Origin of the sequence: Chryseobacterium sp. YR221, from assembly GCF_900176315.1 — a bacterium.
GTDB classification, from domain to species: Bacteria; Bacteroidota; Bacteroidia; order Flavobacteriales; family Weeksellaceae; genus Chryseobacterium; species Chryseobacterium rhizosphaerae.
This window is the reverse complement of the sequence record NZ_FWXM01000003.1, coordinates 528,422-545,298: the sequence shown is the minus strand read 5'-3', so window position 1 is coordinate 545,298 and position 16,877 is coordinate 528,422. Positions and strand designations below refer to the sequence as shown.

Below are 16,877 nucleotides of genomic sequence, written 5' to 3'. Positions count from 1 at the left end.
GAAAGCCACCTTTTTGAGGTGGCTTTTATTTTTATAAGATCGTTGTAATTATTTGATCACTTGGATATTGACTGCAGAAAAACCTTTTGGTGATTTTTCTTTTTCAAAAGATACTTTGTTTCCTTTTTTTACAAGCTCTGTACAGTTGTTGTTGTGGAAGAAAATATTTTCTTTTGAATTGTCTTCAGTAATGAAGCCATATCCTTTTTCACTGTGGAATGTGATGATTCCTGTTTTACGGATATCTTCTTCAATAATCGGAGCTGCCCCTAACTGAATTTCTTCAAGGTTTACCTCCTGTCTTTCTTCAGGTGGAGTAGAAGTTAATCTTCCGAATTCATCTACATACATGAATACATCCTCCATATCCTTTCCTTTGTTGTTGTTCGTTTTACGCTCTTCGCGTCTCAACGCTTTTTCTTTTTGCTTTTGAATTTTTTTCTTGAAATTTTCCTTTTTAGAAAAAGAATCTGCCATAAATTATTTTTAGTATTTAGTTTCTAATATATTGTTATTGATTCAGTGTATTTAGCTTTATATTTATAGAGCCTACTGATGCTTCCTGTCTTGGATTCTCCCTATCATACAGAGCTTTAAAATTCCGATAAGTTGTTCTTAGTAGAAGAATTAAAGTTAAAAATATGGTTGCTTTAAAAGCAAAGGCTGAATAAAATGATATTCGGCCGCGGCAGAAAACAAGTAGTAATTTAGCTATTAATATGCAAATATACAACAATAAAATGAATAATACGGTTTTAAATAATTGATTATCAGAAATAGATTCCATGGAAACAGCTGTATGCATGGTATAAAAGACAGGTTTCAATCTTTTTCCGGAACAGAATAGTAACAAATCCCCAGCAAGCTGAGGATTATGAAACTATATTATAGAAATGAAGTGGTGATAATATGGATGGGTGAATATCAAATGCTATGCCTAAAACTCACTGTTGAAGGAGATCTGCAGCGATTAATAAGGTTGAAAATAGAATGAATTATTTGTATCTGTCTGAGAAATAATAAAGTATTCATGAAATTCTTTTTTTTGAAATAATTAAATATTTTTTTATTCCGCATCAGGTGTTATGTCCAATTGACAGGATGAAACATAAATACCGAAAAATTCACCATACTGAGATGACTTTTATTTTTCACCTTTGTTTCATTAACATTTAAATAATAAGAATAATGTCAGCACAAGATGTAAAAGGAAAAGTTGTTTTAATTGCCGGAGGAGGGAAAAACCTTGGTGGATTATTAAGTAAAGGTTTTGCCTCCAAAGGAGCAAAATTAGCGATACACTACAATAGTGAAAGTTCTAAAGCTGAGAGCGAAAAAACACTTGCTGAAGTTCAGTCTTTAGGAGCAGAAGCATTTTTGTTTCAGGCTGATCTGACGAAAGTAGAAAATGTAACTAAGTTTTTTGACGAAACCATTTCAAAGTTTGGAGGAATTGATATTGCAATCAATACAGTGGGGATGGTACTGAAAAAACCATTTGCAGAAACTACAGAAGAAGAATATGATAGAATGTTCAACGTCAATTCAAAATCTGCTTATTTCTTCCTGCAGGAAGCCGGGAAAAAACTGAATGATAACGGTAAGATTTGTACTATCGTCACTTCATTACTTGCCGCTTATACAGGATTGTATTCCACATATGCAGGAGCAAAGGCACCGGTAGAACATTTTACAAGAGCGGCTTCTAAAGAATTCGGTGGAAGAGGAATCTCTGTAACTGCTGTGGCTCCAGGTCCTATGGATACACCTTTCTTCTATGGGCAGGAAACGGATGATGCAGTGGCTTATCATAAATCAGCTGCTGCTTTAGGAGGACTTACCGATATCAAAGACATCGCTCCACTGGTAGAGTTTTTGGTAACAGAAGGTTGGTGGATCACCGGGCAGACTATTTTTGCTAACGGAGGATATACAACCAGATAATCCAAGAAACCTGTAATCAATAACAAAACCACTGAATTATTTTCAGTGGTTTTGTTATTGATTCTAAAAAGAAACCCATACAATTAAGAGGATTACTTTTCCTTTTCCCAAAATACTTTTGATAATGATGGACAGTCCTGGAAATACAAATGGGGTATTTGAAATCTGCCCGTAATTTTGTTAAGTAGAAGCTCTGTAGACCAATTCTGCATCCATTATAACTGATTGGCTTGCGGCTGAACTATCTTTGATTTTTTCCAGTGCCAGTTCTGCAGCCTTTTCACCCATTTTCTCCAGGGGCTGTTGTACACTGGTTAATTGAGGATATACCATTGACGATAATTCGGTTCCGGAAAAGCTTGCGACAGCCACATCTTCAGGTATTCTTACCTTTTGTTCAAGAAGATAATTCATGACACCCATTGCTAAGGTATCACTAAATGCAAAAATACTGTCAAATTCTATATTCTTATCCAATAGTTGTTTGATTATCTCTCTTCCATGCTGAACGGTCATCCCATTAGCCTGTATAATAAGGTTTTCATCAAAGATGTTGTATTTCATAAGAATACGTTTGTATCCATTCATTCTTTCCGTAACATTCCGGATGGTTGTAGGACCCATGATATAGACAATTCTTTTTCTCCCTGTTTTAATCAAATGTTCTACCATTAATGATGCTTTGATAGAATCATTAACAATTACTTTCGAAACATCTAAGGATTGATGGGGGAGTCTGTCAAAGAATATTAAAGGGATTCCCTGTCCCATAATATGCTGATATATGTCGTTGTTATAAGTTTCATGACAGAGGTTGATAATAATGGCATCCACATTAAACTCTTCCAGTAGTTGTAGATTTTTTCTTTCTATAAGAGGATCTTCATCTGATTGGGTGATGATAATCCGGTATCCAAGTGGATACAAAATATTCTGAATTCCTTTAAGAACTTTTGCAGAAAAAGGAGTGATCATTTCAGGTACAACAAATCCGATAGTCTTGGATTGTCCGGACTGGAGACTTAGCGCAGTAAGGTTTGGTTTATAGCCCATTTTATGTGCTGCGTCCAATACCCGTTTTCTTGTTTCATCATTAACATTTTTGTCATGAAGGAGTGCTCTGGAGATGGTAGAGGTAGATAATGACAAAAATTTAGACAGATCTTTAATAGTAATACGCTTCATTAGACCTTACTTTTCGCCAAAAATAACAAAAAAATATGCAATTGGGAACGTTCCCTAAATTTTGGGAACGTTCCCAATTTAAATTTTTTAAAAAAACTAATGAATTAACTATTTGTTAATATAGTTTTAGCGAATTGATTAATCCGTTAATAATTTATTGCTTATGAATAAGATGTATTGTAATGATGATTTACTTGAAATTCGTGCAGGGATTTTACACATTGGTGTAGGAAACTTCCACAGGGCTCATCAACAATTTTATACCCATATGCTGTTGCATGAAAAGGATCAGCAGAGTTGGGGGATTTGTGGAGTTTGTTTACTGCCTTCAGATGAGAAGATCGTAAATAATTTAAGGACTCAGGATCTCAAATATTCGCTGACGGTTTGCGGAAGAAACGGGAAAAACGAAGTGCATAAAATATACTCATTATGTGAATTGATTTGGGGAGTTGAAGATCCGGATGCTGTAGTCAGAAAAATTGCCGACGATTCGATTAAAATAATCACTTTAACCATTACAGAAGGTGGATATAATCTGGATAAGGAAACTGGAGAATTTATTCTGGATGATGAAAAAATAAAGTATGATCTGGAAAATCCTGCCAGCCCTACTACCGTTTTTGGTTTTATTGCAGAAGGGTTACGGAATAGAAAAGTGAAAAATGGAGGAGGAATTACCATACTTTCGTGTGATAATCTTCAGCATAATGGTGATACTGCAAAGAGAGCCTTTACGGCATTTATAGAAGCACAGGATAAAGACCTTGCAGCATGGGTAAAAGAAAATGTGACTTTCCCCAACAGTATGGTAGACCGTATTACTCCTGCCACAACTCCCGAAGATATTGAAAGACTGAACAAGATGAATGGGACGAACGACAAAGCTCCTGTTTATTGTGAAGATTTTGCACAATGGGTAATAGAAGATCGATTTATGGCTGGAAGACCTGCCTGGGAGAGAGTAGGAGTAGAATTTACGGATGATGTCACCGCCTTTGAAAATATGAAACTGAGCCTGTTGAATGCTTCACACAGTCTGTTGTCTTATCCGTCTTTTCTGATGGGATATCGAAAAGTAGACCAGGCAATGGAAAACAAAGATCTGGTACAATTTATCCGAAACTTTATGGATATTGATATTACACCATTTGTTCCCGTCCCTAAAAACACAGATTTAGAAAATTATAAAAAAACACTTATTGAAAGATTTGCCAATCATAGTGTCAGCGACCAGGTAAGCCGTTTGTGCTCTGACGGAATTTCAAAATTTCCGGTTTATATTATTCCTAATCTTGGTAAAATGATAAAAGAAGGGAAAGATCTTACAAGGCTTACTTTTCTTATTGCTTCCTATAGACATTATCTGAAATACAAAACAGATGACCATGGAAATACTTTTGAAGTGTCTGAACCCTGGCTGACTATCAATGACGAGTTACTTATTGCTAATGAAAATCCCCTGGATTTTTTAGAATTATCAGCTTTTAAAGGAGTTCATCTGAAGGCTACTGAACAATTCACAGATCTGTATATCCGGTTCGTACAGGATATCAGAAACTCAGGAATCGATTGGGATTTACAATCAATCATAAAATAAAAGGCCATGCAAGTAAATACTAATATAAGTTCTTCAGAAAATAAGACAAACAATGCCATATTGCCCTTTGCAATCATCACCTTTATTTATTTCATTGTAGGCTTTCTGACCACCGTGAATGAACAATTGCAGGCACCTCTGAAGTTCACTTTTCTAAGTCATGCGGGTAGTCTGAAAAATACATTTACCACTCTAATTTCCTTTTTCTTCTTTTTGGGCTATCTTTTGAATGGAACTTTGGGAAGTAAATGGGTCAATGCATTTGGATATAAAAATACGATCCTGCGCGGTCTTTTTTTTATGATTTCAGGTCTTTTTATGTATTTATGCTCATCCTGGTTTGGGGGTCAGTATCCGGATTTAAAATTCAGTATTAAGGACGCTGTTATTCCGTTTGGATTTATCATTTTCGTTATAGGATCCTATTTAATGGGGACTTCTGCCGCCATTATTCAGGTAGTTGTAAATCCTTATGCCGCATCATATGAACTGAAGGGAACCCAGCCGGTACAGCGTCTGAATATTCTGACAGCCATTAATTCTATCGGGACCACTTCGGGACCATTTTTTGTTACGGTGGTCATGTTCAGTGGAATTTCCATTGAAAATATAGAAATCAGACAGCTGTTGCTGCCTCTATCAGCACTTATCGTATGCATACTAATTGTAATTGTGATTACCAAAAAGCTTCACCTTCCTGATATTGCCCATACAAGAGTAGTAGGAGAAGAAAAACTGGAAAGAAGCATCTGGTCATTCAGACATTTTGTACTGGGGGTTCTGGCGATCTTTTTTTATGTTGGAACTGAGGTGGCTATTGGAGCCAATATTAACCTATATGCCTTTGAGCTGATGGATTCTGGGCATCCCATTACATTTTTCGGAAAAACAGATATTATTGTGGGTGGGGTAGATTTAGGAATTCATGCATTACTGTCTACATTATACTGGGGAGGCTTTCTTGTAGGAAGGGCGATATCAAGTTTCTTGACTAAAATTTCTGCAAGGACACAATTAATAACCACAACAATTCTTGCGACGATTCTTGCCCTAACATCTATGATGACACAAAACCTTTGGTTTCTTGTAGCAATTGGTCTTCTGCATTCTTCTATGTGGAGTTGTATCTATACCCTTTCCATAAAAGGACTGAATAAGTATACATCAAAAGCATCAGGTATTTTTATTTCTGCAGTATTTGGCGGGGCTGTGTTTACCCTTATCCAGGGTGGTCTGGCAGATATTTTAGGTTCATGGAGATGGACGTGGGTGCTTACTGTAATCTGCGAATTGGTGATGCTGACTTATGCTTTGTTTGGATCAAGGATAAGAGAAAAAGATCTTATTCACTAGTTCACAATCATCTATTTTCTTAGAATCATTTTATTATCCTGTACATAATTACCGGATAGAGAATGCTTGGTGTTTATATTAAAAAATACTTAGGTCATGCTAAAATTTATTGTATTGCTTTTTCCTTCGATTATAGGAAGTGTATTTTTGAATGCACAGGAGATACATTCTGCTTTACAGCTTCGAAACAGTCATTTATGGCGTGGTATTGAAGTTTCTGCAGGGTTGGTTTATACAGGAGATGTCCATTTGGATTATAAGAACTTTTATGGAGGGTTCTGGGCTGGTGGTAATGTGAATGGTTCTTATAAAGAATTTAATAATTATATAGGATACAGAAATAAACACCTTACTTTAGAGTTATGGGATATTTATAATTTTTCACCCGATGCCTCGTATAATAACAAAGAATTTTTTAATTATTCGGCAAGGGAAACCGGGCGCTTTTGGGATCTGAGATCTTACTATTTCATAAGTGAAAAGTTTCCGTTAGTTCTTAGTTGGAACACTGTTGTTTTCGGGAGAGATAGGAACAGTGACAATACAGAGAACAAATATTCATCATTTGTCTCGGGAGAATATCCTGTGTATAAGAAAGAAAACCTGGAAGTGAGAGGAAGAGTGGGATATGGCTTTGCATTAAACAACAGCAACGGCGAAAAGAATAATTTTTTTGCTAAAGAAGAAGGATTCAATGAAGTGAGCCTTATTATTTCAAAAAACTTGACCATTGAAGGATATAAAATACCCATTGGAATATGGGGGATGTGGAATCCGGTAAACAATAATGCATTTCTGCAGTTTTCTGTACAGGTCTATTCATTCTGAAAACAGAGATGAATTTAAGAAGTCTATTAACAATATATTTATTATTTTAAAATAATGGAAGATAAAAAAAATAAAGCAGTCTGCTTTGGAGAAGTTCTTTGGGATATTTTTCCAGGAGAACAGAAAAGAGTAGGGGGAGCCCCTTTTAATGTAGCATACCATCTTTCCCGGATGGGTGTTGAGACCCATATGATCAGCAGTGTTGGTGATGATCAGCTTGGGCATGATCTGTTACAGAAAATGAAAAACTGGAACATTTCCACAGAGCACATCCAGATAAACACAGAGTACCCTACCAGTACCGTTATTGCTTCAATGGATGAGAATAATGATGCACATTATGATATTGTAGAAAATGTAGCCTGGGATTTTATTGATACGACCAGGGCTGATAAGGAAATTCTTAGTAAAACGGATGTTTTGGTGTTTGGAACACTGGCAGCGCGAAATGAGAAATCCAAAAACACATTATTCCATTTACTGGAGCTTAGTTCTTACAATGTTTTTGATATTAACCTTAGAGAGCCATATTATGACATTAGCATGATTAAGGATCTGTTGCACAAAGCAGATCTTGCAAAGTTTAACAAAGCAGAATTGCGCATGATGTTAGATTTTTTAGGTAAAACATATACCAATGAAGAAGACAGTATACATTATTTGCAGGACCAGTTTGACCTCCAGGAAATTATTATTTCTAAAGGAAGTAAAGGAGCTCTGTATGCTGATAAGGACGATTTTTATCTCTATCCTACCATCCCGGTTACCATAAAAGATACTGTTGGAAGTGGTGACTCTTTTTTAGCCGGGTTTTTATCAAAAAAACTGGAAAAAGGAAGTTCTGTGGATGAAACAATGATACAGGCTGTATCGCTCGGAGCTTTTATTACATCACAGGAAGGGGCGTGCCCTGAATATACCGTCGAAGATTTTAACAGATTTAAAAGTGAATACCCTCTTTCGGCTTTGAAATAAATCAACAGGCTGTACACTAATTTAAAATGATTCTTGAAGAAACATTTTATACCTTTAATTGCACAATTAAGACAGAAATTAGTATGCATCATCAGTTGGAAAAACATTATGTAAACAGGGTAGGCTGGCTTAGGGCAGCTGTTTTGGGAGCTAATGACGGATTGCTGTCCACTACAAGTATTGTTATTGGGGTTGCAGCCGCAGAACCGGAGCGTCATATCATTATCCTGGCCGCTTTAGCAGGCATGATTGCAGGGGCCATGTCTATGGCTGCCGGTGAATATGTGTCTGTAAGTTCACAGGAAGATACGGAAAAAGCAGATTTAATCCGTGAAAAACGTGAACTTGAAGAAATGCCTGAAGTAGAACTTAGAGAACTAGCTAAAGTGTATGAAAGAAGAGGATGTACCCAGGAAACAGCAATGCAGGTTGCTATAGAGCTCACAGCACATGATGCATTAGGCGCTCATGCCCGGGATGAACTGGGAATCAATGAAATCACACAGGCAAAACCTTTACAGGCAGCTGTTGCTTCGTTTGGATCTTTTGCAGTGGGAGCTTTATTGCCTTTTATGGTCTCTTTACTGGCTCCTATCAAACAGATGATCTATTTTCAATATGGTTTTTCCATTATATTCCTTATGTTGCTAGGAGCAATTTCTGCCAAAACAGGCGGTTCAGATATTAAAATTGCCATGCTCAGAATTTGTTTCTGGGGGACAGTAGCAATGGGAATTACAGCATTGGTAGGTCGGTTTTTTGGCGTGAGTGTAGCATAAACCCATATTTTTTTGATCTGCTGAGGACGGAAAATGAAATTAAAATAAGCAAAAATAGAAAGCAGGAATTCACGACGGACAGCATGTTTGAAGATCTGTATAAAGCAAATAAGATGAGCTCAACAGGGTTCATCTTATTTGCTTTTATTATAGAAATTTCACTTTTTTTGAAAGCTAATCTTTTGATTTACAAATAATAAAAAACCTAACAAGTGTTAGTCGTAGAAATACTACACTTTTCCAGATTTACACTTAAATATTCTTTCAGTCTGGTAAATACTTCTAATTTTGGTGATATAACCAACCACAAATCACAAAATATTAACGATTAAAATTTACGATCATGGCAGAAAGAAATTCAAGAGGAATTCTAAAATTCAACAACGGTGAAGGACAAAAGTTATTAAAACTTAATTATACGGTAGCCCGTGCTACAGACGTGTCCGGTAGAGTAGCATCTGATCCTTCTAATGCTCTTATTAAAATTACAGTAGAAGCTACGGAGAAATCTGATATTCTTGAAAGTCTTCTTAACGGAAAATACAAACCTACAGTAGGGGAAGTAACTTTCAACAAATCTCACGAAGAAGGAACACTGACAACATTAAAATGGACTAACGGGTATGTCATCCAGCACGAAGTAGATTTCGATGCCGTAGATGAAAACAGTATGTACATCAGTTTTGTTGTAAGTGCAGAACAAATTGATCTTGGTAATTCAGCTTATAATGGGGCTTGGCCTACAGCATAAGAATCTGATCTCTTAAAATTAACTCAACATAAAACAGAATGGTGCTACAAAGATGCTGTTCTGTTTTTTTGTCTGTAATTATTTCCATCGGGACATCATAAATGGACAAGCAGCTTTACCTTTTTTAAAAATTCTATAATTTTAAACATAAAGCTGATAGTGTGAATTTTATATTGTGAAAAATTCATAACTTTATGAAAAGGTCATTTGTTTTTTAATTTTTTTATTAAATAAATTTCCCCGAAAACACCTTACATAATATGAATAAAAATACCTCGAATTCAGATAAGATTTCCGAGAATCATATTCCCGGAATCAACCGTGTGGTTAAACTGGATATTGTAATAGAAGGCAAAATCATCAAGCACTTTAAGCATTTTCGTTTACAGCAAAGTGTAAAAAAACATCATGATTTTGAACTGACTTTAGCTCATGATACCCTGGATGGAAGACAAAACCATGATCTGGAAGAAGCCCAACAGTTTTTAGGAAAACGTTTAACAATAGTTTTTAAATATAAAGATGTGGAAGGAAGTCCGGAAAGGACCTTTGTAGGAGTGATCACAAAAGTGGGTTTCAGCCAGGAAAATCATAATCTTGGAAATATTGTTTTGAAAGGCCATAGCCCTACCATTCTGCTGGATGCAGCTCCCCATACACAAAGTTTTGGAGGAGGTCAGCCTGTTAATATGGGAATCATTGCAGAGGAAGTTATCAAACAGGGAATAGAAAATACTAAGTTTGATGTAAAAGTAAATGCCAAAGCTTCTTCCCAGATCCTCTACAGTGCTCAGTATAACGAAACTCATTATAATTACCTCTGCAGAATGGCTGAAGCCTATGGCGAACAGTTCTATTATGATGGCGAAGTACTGCACTTCGGAAATATGCCACCTCAGAATAAAGCACTGGAACTGGTGTATGGAAGCAATGTTTCTGATGTGAATGTTGAATTAAAGGCAGTTCACATCAAACCCAGTTTTTATGGATATAACAGCAGCTCAAATGCTAAACTCTCTTCAGGAGAAACTCCTATAAAACATGTAGGAAATTTAGCAAAAACGGCTTACCAGAATAATGATGGAATATTCAAAACTCCGGCATTACAGGTAGCTCCCATAAAAGCGGCAACCGATATGGATGTTGTTATCTCCCAAACCAGTACAGCCGGAAGTAAGGCGGTAGAAGTCTTTACGGTTTCAGGCGGAACAACTATTCCTTTTTTATATCCGGGATGCGTTGCCGATATCAATATGCGCAAAACAGATACTAATCAAACATCCTATTTTACAAAGCTCATGATGACGGAAGTGATTCATGAGGTGGATGCTTTAGGACGCTATACAGGAAGATTTGAAGCCATAGCCTCAGATACTGGATTTATCCCGAAACCTGATTTTACTGTTCCTGTGGCGCAACCTCAGATTGCCACCGTCATATCCAATACAGACCCGCAGGAACAGGGAAGGGTAACTGTAAGATTTGACTGGCAGCTTAATGATACGACCAATTTCATCCGAATGATGGCTCCCGATGCAGGAGGAACAGATCAGATTACCCAAAACAGGGGGTATGTGGCTGTACCTGAAGTAGGCGATCAGGTGATGGTTGGTTTTGTACATAATCACCCTGACCGTCCTTTCGTGATGGGAGGAATGTTTCATGGAGGAACAGCTATGGGTGGCGGTGTCAATAATCATTTGAAATCTATACAGACCAGAAGCGGAATCAGGATTCTAATGAATGATGCAGAAGGGAGTGTCAATATTATCGACCCTAGCGGAAATAATTATTTTATGGATGGAAAAGGTAATATTGTGGTCACTGCCCCTAAAAATATGACGTTCAATGCAGGAGAGAATCTTAATATTAATGTAGGAAAAGATATGAAGACCAGTGTGGGAAATGATCATACAACTACTATTATCAATGATCACAGATTTACCTCAAAAAATTATAAACAGACGGTCAATGAAAATAAAACCATTAATGTAACCGGGGATTTAAAAGAAACAACTTCTACCACCACCCATAAAGCAAAAAATGGTGATATTTTGTTACAGAGCTCAGGAGTGGCGAAAATGCTGGGTAAAATAGATGCTAAGGTGAATAAAGGATAGAGAATGTTTAAAAAAGTACTGATCTCTTTCTTTTCATCGGTCTTATCAGTAGTGGCACTTGTTATTATTGAATTAGGTTTTATGGATCTGTCTACACAGTATAGTCACGGAGATTATGGATGGGTTGCCCTTTGGTTGATCTTCGCTTTTTTTCCGGTATTATTTGCTCTGCCGTTTGTAATTGCTTCTAAACGTAAACAAAACGAAATAAATGACTTTCTTTTATTTTGTTTTTACTCTTTTTGTGCATGTTTTCTTGTGATATCGTTAATTTTAGTGATTATCCTTCCGTTGATGTCATAAGAATCATTAAGTAACAACAATTAAGAGTAAATTATTAAAAAAAATGTAAGGTATTAATAATGAATAAACTAATAAAATATCTATTAAGCTTTTTATTTTTTACCCAGATCTCGTGTCAGGAAAAAAAAGACCATAAAAAAACTGAAACTATGACAAAATATGAATGGACTGAGGGAACTTCTGCCCCTTTAGGATATCCAATGGAAGTATACAAAGGGGGAATGGAATGCGAAGGAGGAGAATGGGTAGGATTAAGCTTTGGTATCGCTCCAGGGAGCCGCCCCTGGGGTTCAATTAATCATGGAATGGGGAATGGTTTTAAAAGTCTTCCCTCCCGTTTGGATTTTATCTGGATGTCTTATATGGAGAACCAGTTTTACATGATTGATACTGCTATTGATACCGCTAAGATTAAAGAGTATTTCAGTAAAGGCTATCAGGTAAAAGTAACGAATGGAAGTGGTGAAATTGAGCATTTAAATTATAACAATATTGCTGTAGGAATGGCTCCGGGGGGTGTGGTTGTAATCTGGGTAGTCGGTGTTGGGGTTCAGAAGGAAGTAGGCCGATATCAAGGCAAAAAAGTGACGATTCCTGAATCGGAAATTGCTAAGCTGGACAGCCATGAGGACCGTTTTTGGAGGAAAGATTACCTTGATGAAGTATTTAATAATGGCAAGGTTATCCCTGCTGAGGTAAAAGAAAAAAATAAAGGAAAACCTATTCCATTTGGTTTGTGGGATACTTATAGAATACGATACAGCTGGAAACCGGTTTTCGAATTACCGGAAAATGCTAAACTCAACCCATTGACAGATGTTGGAATATCAGCAATTAATGGCGAATGGGAACAGCTTGATGCATCGAAAATCTCTTTGGTTGGGAATGAGCTAAGAGCAATACCCAGAAGTATTGGTTTCGACTTTATGGGTGCTGATAATAAAAAATATGGAGCAGATTGTGATCTGAATGAAAAGTCAGCTTTTGAAGCCTATAAGACTGTGTTTGGAAATGATCCTAATTCAACTAAAGCTAATATTATTGTAAAGGTTAATGAGTCTAATAGCTACTTTACGATAATGCTAAAAGGTGAAAATGGTAAAGAAGCTTTCATAAAAGCTGATAAAGTAGAAGTTTTCTAAAACAAAAACGATGGGAAAGACTTTTGTATATAACACGGGTAATGCTAAAATTCCTCTCAATGAGATGCACCTTGAAATAGGAGTATTTTTCGATGGTACTTTAAACAATTTAAAAAATTCTGAATTGAGAGCGAAGTACAGGGATGGAAAGAATAAAATAGAAAGTACTGATACCGAGGAGGAAATACTGAAGAAAGAAAAGGCCATTAAAGACACGAGGGCCCAACAGGAAAAAGAATATAAAAAACTTAAAAATAAAGAAGTATCTGATAATGACTCCGAGTATGAACGCTACCTAAAAGGGAGTCACCGATCTTGGCTGGATAGTCAGGGGGTTGATAATAGTTTTAGTAATGACTATACCAATGTAGCCAGAATGTATAAATGTAGCGAGCAATATAATTATGGGGTTTATGTGGAGGGTATTGGTACACTTGATAACAGTAGGGATGTAGATGATGGGTTCCAGTACGGATCCGGTAAAACCGGAGTGCGGGGGAAAGTAAGGAAAGGATGTGAAATGGTTGCTGATAGAATTGGTGTTTTAAAAAAACAACAACGTGATAAAAAAGGATTGACTAAAATTACTATTGATACTTTCGGATTCAGCCGCGGAGCTGCTGCTGCGAGGAATTTTGCTTACGAAATCAATGGAAGAAAGAGAACAAAAGATATTGAGATAAAAAAATCCAGAAAGATCATAGGATATACTCAGATGGATTCTTCTGAGGGCCCTATTACTGTTCCGGAATATGGAGATATTTGGATAGATAAAGATGATACGGAGGTAGATCCTCGATATATTAAAGATGGTAAACTTCCAAAATTTGGATTTTTAGGATACTATCTTTTAAGTAAGAGAATTTTATCAGAACAACAACTTGAAGACTTAGAACTGGATGTTCGTTTTATCGGGGTTTATGATACTGTTTCTTCTTATGAGGAATTTGGTGATATGGGCGGCATGAGACGTGTCGGATGGGAAGGGATGAAGCATTCTACCTTAGGTTCTGCATACAATTTCGGAGATGATGTAGAACAGTTACAGTTATTGAATCCAGGATCTTATTTCAAAGCGGTTCATTTTACGGCAGCCAATGAGCATCGGGAAAACTTTTCATTAACCAGATTCCCGGGCAGTATCGAAAAGGAGTTTCCAGGGGTTCATTGTGATATAGGCGGTGCTTATGAAAACGGAATGGAAAAAGTGGATGAAATAGAAACTTCTAACCATAAACCGGTATGGTTCTTAAATAAACGCAGACAACAACTGATTGATGAACATTGGTATGATGAAGAACAGATTGAAATCAATAATAGCTTTCTGAATTTTATTACAGCGGGAAGTGTCTATCGTAAAATAACCGGAACCCGATTTCTGAGAAAAGAATACAGCTATATTCCTCTGCATTTTATGGAAGAGCATGGTAAAAATCTGTATGACAGTCAATTGATGATGAAAACAGAAACTACCTATTCTATAGAAAATGATAAGTATTTGCCTCATGCAAAAGATCTTTTACATGGCTATGTATTTGAAAATGATGAGAAGTGGAATTTCAAAACAGATGAACAAGTTGAAAAAGAAAAACAGGAAAGAGCATTGCAAAGGCTGCTAGACCCGGAACCGGTACAGGAACAATCTCCTGATGAGATGGTAGATGAAAACGGTAATAAAATCAAAACAACAACATTGGAAGAAGTGACAGTTACTTCCTATCATCCACAGACCTTATTAAGAATTATACGTAATAAATACCTTCATTGGTCGGCGAATAGGGACTGGATGGGAATGGATCCCAATAATGATTATCAAAGAGTAATATATCCGGAATAATGAGTAATATACTGCAAAACCTTCATCAGAAAATATACCGCCTGGAAACGATTGTTACAGAGCAGAAAAACGAATTCTATTCCACAGAAAAAAAATACGTCAGACAGGTGGAGATCTATTATCTGGGAAAAATGAAAGAAGAACATCAGTTCCAGATTTTAGTCGTTGATTTCGACTTTTCAGATGATGATGATGCAATGGGACAATTTTTTAAAAAGGTTAGCTATTTGTTTGACGAAATAGAATGCAGGGTAGATGAAGAAGGGAATATTACAGCAGTAGACAATTTATTTTTTCTGCAGATGAGATGGGTGAAAATTCAAACTGAATTATCACAGACCCATAAAGGAGAGGCGGTAGACAGCTATTTCAGCCGGGTGAGCCGCTTGTTGGAAAATGAAAATGAGCTGATTGAATTTTTAGGAAGTTATCATATGTTTGGCCTGCTTTTTAATGGCTTATTGAAGTCATTCGATACCAAAAGAAAAAGAATATCTCCTCAGGGATATACGGAAATTATGACTCCTGTAATGGATGGTGAAAAAATGATGCTGACTATTTCTTCTGAAAACTTAGAACAGACTGAAATCAGCTATTTCAGAGGCTTATTTGTTTTCAAAGGCGATCTTTATGAGGAAGGCTTTACAGAAGTTAAAAAAGACAATACCCATTTAAAACATTCATTAGTATGGATAGGTTAAATAACGATGGCGAAAATACCATCCCGGAAACTCAAGATCAGGCTCCGGCACAGACTCCCGATCAGATGAAAGCTGCCAACAGCCAGAAAATGGAAGAAAAGCGGGCCGAAAATGAGGAGAAAGATAAAGCTGAAGCTGGACTGAAAGTTGTCATAGATACGGCAACTCTGGAATGTACTTTATGTACTGTTCCACAAGGAATCATGAAAGTGAATTATGATACTCCCACTATACAGGAAAAGAAAACGGCTACTGTAAAAGAAAGAGGCCCTAAGAGTTTGGTTTTTACCGGGAATTGTAAAAAAAGTCCTCAAATGGCAGTGCCATGTGCTTCCGTTATGAATGTAAGAGACTGGCAGGATGTAGGTACTTATTTGTCTCAGGAACAGTTTATTCTTTTGCAGAAAAGCACGATCCCCTGTACTTATGGAGGAGTGGATATTAAAATTACAGATAGCGGACAGGTTCATCAGCCTGAAAGTATAGATACAGTAGGTGCGCCGGTACCGGAATCAAAAGAAAAAATCAATGGCTACTTTTATAATTATAACGGAACTTTCGAAGGAAATGTAAAAGACCAGAAAAAAGGAAATGAAACGGATGTATATGCCTGTGAAGGGAAAAGTACGGAAGAGGATGTTTATAAAAGTCCTAAAAAACTGAATATTGTGCATAGTGATTTCCAGAAAGTTTGTAATATTATCAAACACGAAGGGCTATCCTCAGAGAAAGAAGAATATTTATATATAGCACACACCAATTATAACGAAGCAAAAAGAGTAGGAAAAACGATGTTTCAATTATTAAACTCCAGCTATTCAAGTGTAGAGGCTAAAGATAAGGTTGAAATGAAAACCACAGAAAAAGATACCATTTCTCTATATTCCAGAGCCGGAGCAATAGATGCTCTTTTAAGGGATGTAGATGAGGTGAAGAGCGATCCCACAGATAATGCCACACAATGGGATGGTGAAGATTTCCTGGCCTGGGGTATAGATACAGATTTAAAACCTGATAGTACAACAAAGTATGGACACAATAAATTTGATGAATATAATTCTATAAAAATAAGTAAGAGCCTATACGATTCTTTTGTTGCTAAGGTAACAGGAAGAAGAGGTTCAACGCTAGCTTATAACTCAATTCATGATGAAAAGTGTGATAAAGGAACCCACACACATAAAACAGTAAAAGGTAAAAATAAAGCTGTTTATGATATTCCCAATGGTGACTTTGCAAAGACAGATTACTGGACTACAGGAGATTTTTATTATAAGAATGCAACTGCGAGATCTTTTGGTTTAGAGGCAACCCGGGTGGCCGGGTATACTATATTTTGGAAAAAAATAAAAGTTTAAT

General features: G+C 36.5%; 14 protein-coding genes. 12 read left to right on the top strand and 2 right to left on the bottom strand.

The annotated features are described in order from the left end of the window. Positions 1-48: 48 nt before the first annotated feature. On the bottom strand, positions 49-477 hold the full coding sequence (locus B8967_RS11530) for a cold shock domain-containing protein (protein ID WP_047487645.1): 429 nt from the start codon (positions 475-477) through the stop codon (positions 49-51). Between the two features lie 711 nt (positions 478-1,188). Here B8967_RS11530 and B8967_RS11525 point away from each other — a divergent pair. Beyond that, entirely contained in the window at positions 1,189-1,944 is a 756-nt protein-coding gene (locus B8967_RS11525) for an SDR family oxidoreductase (RefSeq protein WP_084086193.1), read from the top strand. Positions 1,945-2,124: 180 nt separating this feature from the next. On the opposite strand, the gene B8967_RS11520 is transcribed toward B8967_RS11525, so the two are convergent. Next, on the bottom strand, positions 2,125-3,129 hold the full coding sequence (locus tag B8967_RS11520) for a LacI family DNA-binding transcriptional regulator (protein WP_084086192.1): 1,005 nt from the start codon (positions 3,127-3,129) through the stop codon (positions 2,125-2,127). Between the two features lie 163 nt (positions 3,130-3,292). Here B8967_RS11520 and B8967_RS11515 point away from each other — a divergent pair, with 163 nt between their 5' ends. From B8967_RS11515 to B8967_RS11465, 11 genes are all read left to right on the top strand, one after another. Then, on the top strand, positions 3,293-4,729 hold the full coding sequence (locus B8967_RS11515) for a mannitol dehydrogenase family protein (RefSeq protein WP_143330510.1): 1,437 nt from the start codon (positions 3,293-3,295) through the stop codon (positions 4,727-4,729). A 6-nt stretch (positions 4,730-4,735) separates the two neighbouring features. Continuing rightward, positions 4,736-6,082: an MFS transporter gene (locus B8967_RS11510; RefSeq protein WP_084086190.1), complete on the top strand. Its 1,347-nt coding sequence runs from the start codon at positions 4,736-4,738 to the stop codon at positions 6,080-6,082. A 96-nt stretch (positions 6,083-6,178) separates the two neighbouring features. Next, positions 6,179-6,910 carry a hypothetical protein gene (locus tag B8967_RS11505; RefSeq protein ID WP_084086189.1) on the top strand — a complete coding sequence of 244 codons (732 nt, stop codon included), beginning with the start codon at positions 6,179-6,181 and terminating at the stop codon, positions 6,908-6,910. A gap of 54 nt (positions 6,911-6,964) precedes the next feature. Next, a complete protein-coding gene (locus tag B8967_RS11500) occupies positions 6,965-7,885 on the top strand; it encodes a carbohydrate kinase family protein (protein ID WP_084086188.1) in 921 nt (306 codons plus the stop codon). Between the two features lie 83 nt (positions 7,886-7,968). After that, complete coding sequence (locus B8967_RS11495; protein ID WP_084086309.1) at positions 7,969-8,664, top strand: VIT1/CCC1 transporter family protein; 696 nt, start codon at positions 7,969-7,971, stop codon at positions 8,662-8,664. 343 nt (positions 8,665-9,007) lie between these two features. Beyond that, positions 9,008-9,415 (top strand): type VI secretion system tube protein TssD, encoded by a 408-nt coding sequence (gene tssD, locus B8967_RS11490; RefSeq protein WP_047487665.1) that lies wholly within the window; start codon positions 9,008-9,010, stop codon positions 9,413-9,415. Between the two features lie 260 nt (positions 9,416-9,675). Then, on the top strand, positions 9,676-11,535 hold the full coding sequence (locus B8967_RS11485; RefSeq protein ID WP_115918260.1) for a type VI secretion system Vgr family protein: 1,860 nt from the start codon (positions 9,676-9,678) through the stop codon (positions 11,533-11,535). Between the two features lie 362 nt (positions 11,536-11,897). Continuing rightward, a complete protein-coding gene (locus B8967_RS11480; RefSeq protein ID WP_084086187.1) occupies positions 11,898-12,980 on the top strand; it encodes a DUF2931 family protein in 1,083 nt (360 codons plus the stop codon). 10 nt (positions 12,981-12,990) lie between these two features. After that, on the top strand, positions 12,991-14,817 hold the full coding sequence (locus tag B8967_RS11475; RefSeq protein WP_084086186.1) for a phospholipase effector Tle1 domain-containing protein: 1,827 nt from the start codon (positions 12,991-12,993) through the stop codon (positions 14,815-14,817). Further along, on the top strand, positions 14,817-15,518 hold the full coding sequence (locus B8967_RS11470; RefSeq protein ID WP_084086185.1) for a hypothetical protein: 702 nt from the start codon (positions 14,817-14,819) through the stop codon (positions 15,516-15,518). The genes B8967_RS11475 and B8967_RS11470 overlap by 1 nt, the downstream gene beginning before the upstream one ends. After that, the gene (locus B8967_RS11465; RefSeq protein WP_084086184.1) at positions 15,506-16,876 is read left to right on the top strand and encodes a DUF4280 domain-containing protein; all 1,371 of its coding nucleotides are present in this window, start codon (positions 15,506-15,508) and stop codon (positions 16,874-16,876) included. Before B8967_RS11470 ends, B8967_RS11465 begins: the two co-directional genes overlap by 13 nt. Position 16,877: the final 1 nt, after the last annotated feature.

Coding starts and splice junctions, on each gene's coding strand:
- B8967_RS11530 (WP_047487645.1), bottom strand. CDS start 477: ATGGCAGATTCTTTTTCTAAAAAGGAAAATTTCAAGAAAAAAATTCAA.
- B8967_RS11525 (WP_084086193.1), top strand. CDS start 1,189: ATGTCAGCACAAGATGTAAAAGGAAAAGTTGTTTTAATTGCCGGAGGA.
- B8967_RS11520 (WP_084086192.1), bottom strand. CDS start 3,129: ATGAAGCGTATTACTATTAAAGATCTGTCTAAATTTTTGTCATTATCT.
- B8967_RS11515 (WP_143330510.1), top strand. CDS start 3,293: ATGAATAAGATGTATTGTAATGATGATTTACTTGAAATTCGTGCAGGG.
- B8967_RS11510 (WP_084086190.1), top strand. CDS start 4,736: ATGCAAGTAAATACTAATATAAGTTCTTCAGAAAATAAGACAAACAAT.
- B8967_RS11505 (WP_084086189.1), top strand. CDS start 6,179: ATGCTAAAATTTATTGTATTGCTTTTTCCTTCGATTATAGGAAGTGTA.
- B8967_RS11500 (WP_084086188.1), top strand. CDS start 6,965: ATGGAAGATAAAAAAAATAAAGCAGTCTGCTTTGGAGAAGTTCTTTGG.
- B8967_RS11495 (WP_084086309.1), top strand. CDS start 7,969: ATGCATCATCAGTTGGAAAAACATTATGTAAACAGGGTAGGCTGGCTT.
- tssD (WP_047487665.1), top strand. CDS start 9,008: ATGGCAGAAAGAAATTCAAGAGGAATTCTAAAATTCAACAACGGTGAA.
- B8967_RS11485 (WP_115918260.1), top strand. CDS start 9,676: ATGAATAAAAATACCTCGAATTCAGATAAGATTTCCGAGAATCATATT.
- B8967_RS11480 (WP_084086187.1), top strand. CDS start 11,898: ATGAATAAACTAATAAAATATCTATTAAGCTTTTTATTTTTTACCCAG.
- B8967_RS11475 (WP_084086186.1), top strand. CDS start 12,991: ATGGGAAAGACTTTTGTATATAACACGGGTAATGCTAAAATTCCTCTC.
- B8967_RS11470 (WP_084086185.1), top strand. CDS start 14,817: ATGAGTAATATACTGCAAAACCTTCATCAGAAAATATACCGCCTGGAA.
- B8967_RS11465 (WP_084086184.1), top strand. CDS start 15,506: ATGGATAGGTTAAATAACGATGGCGAAAATACCATCCCGGAAACTCAA.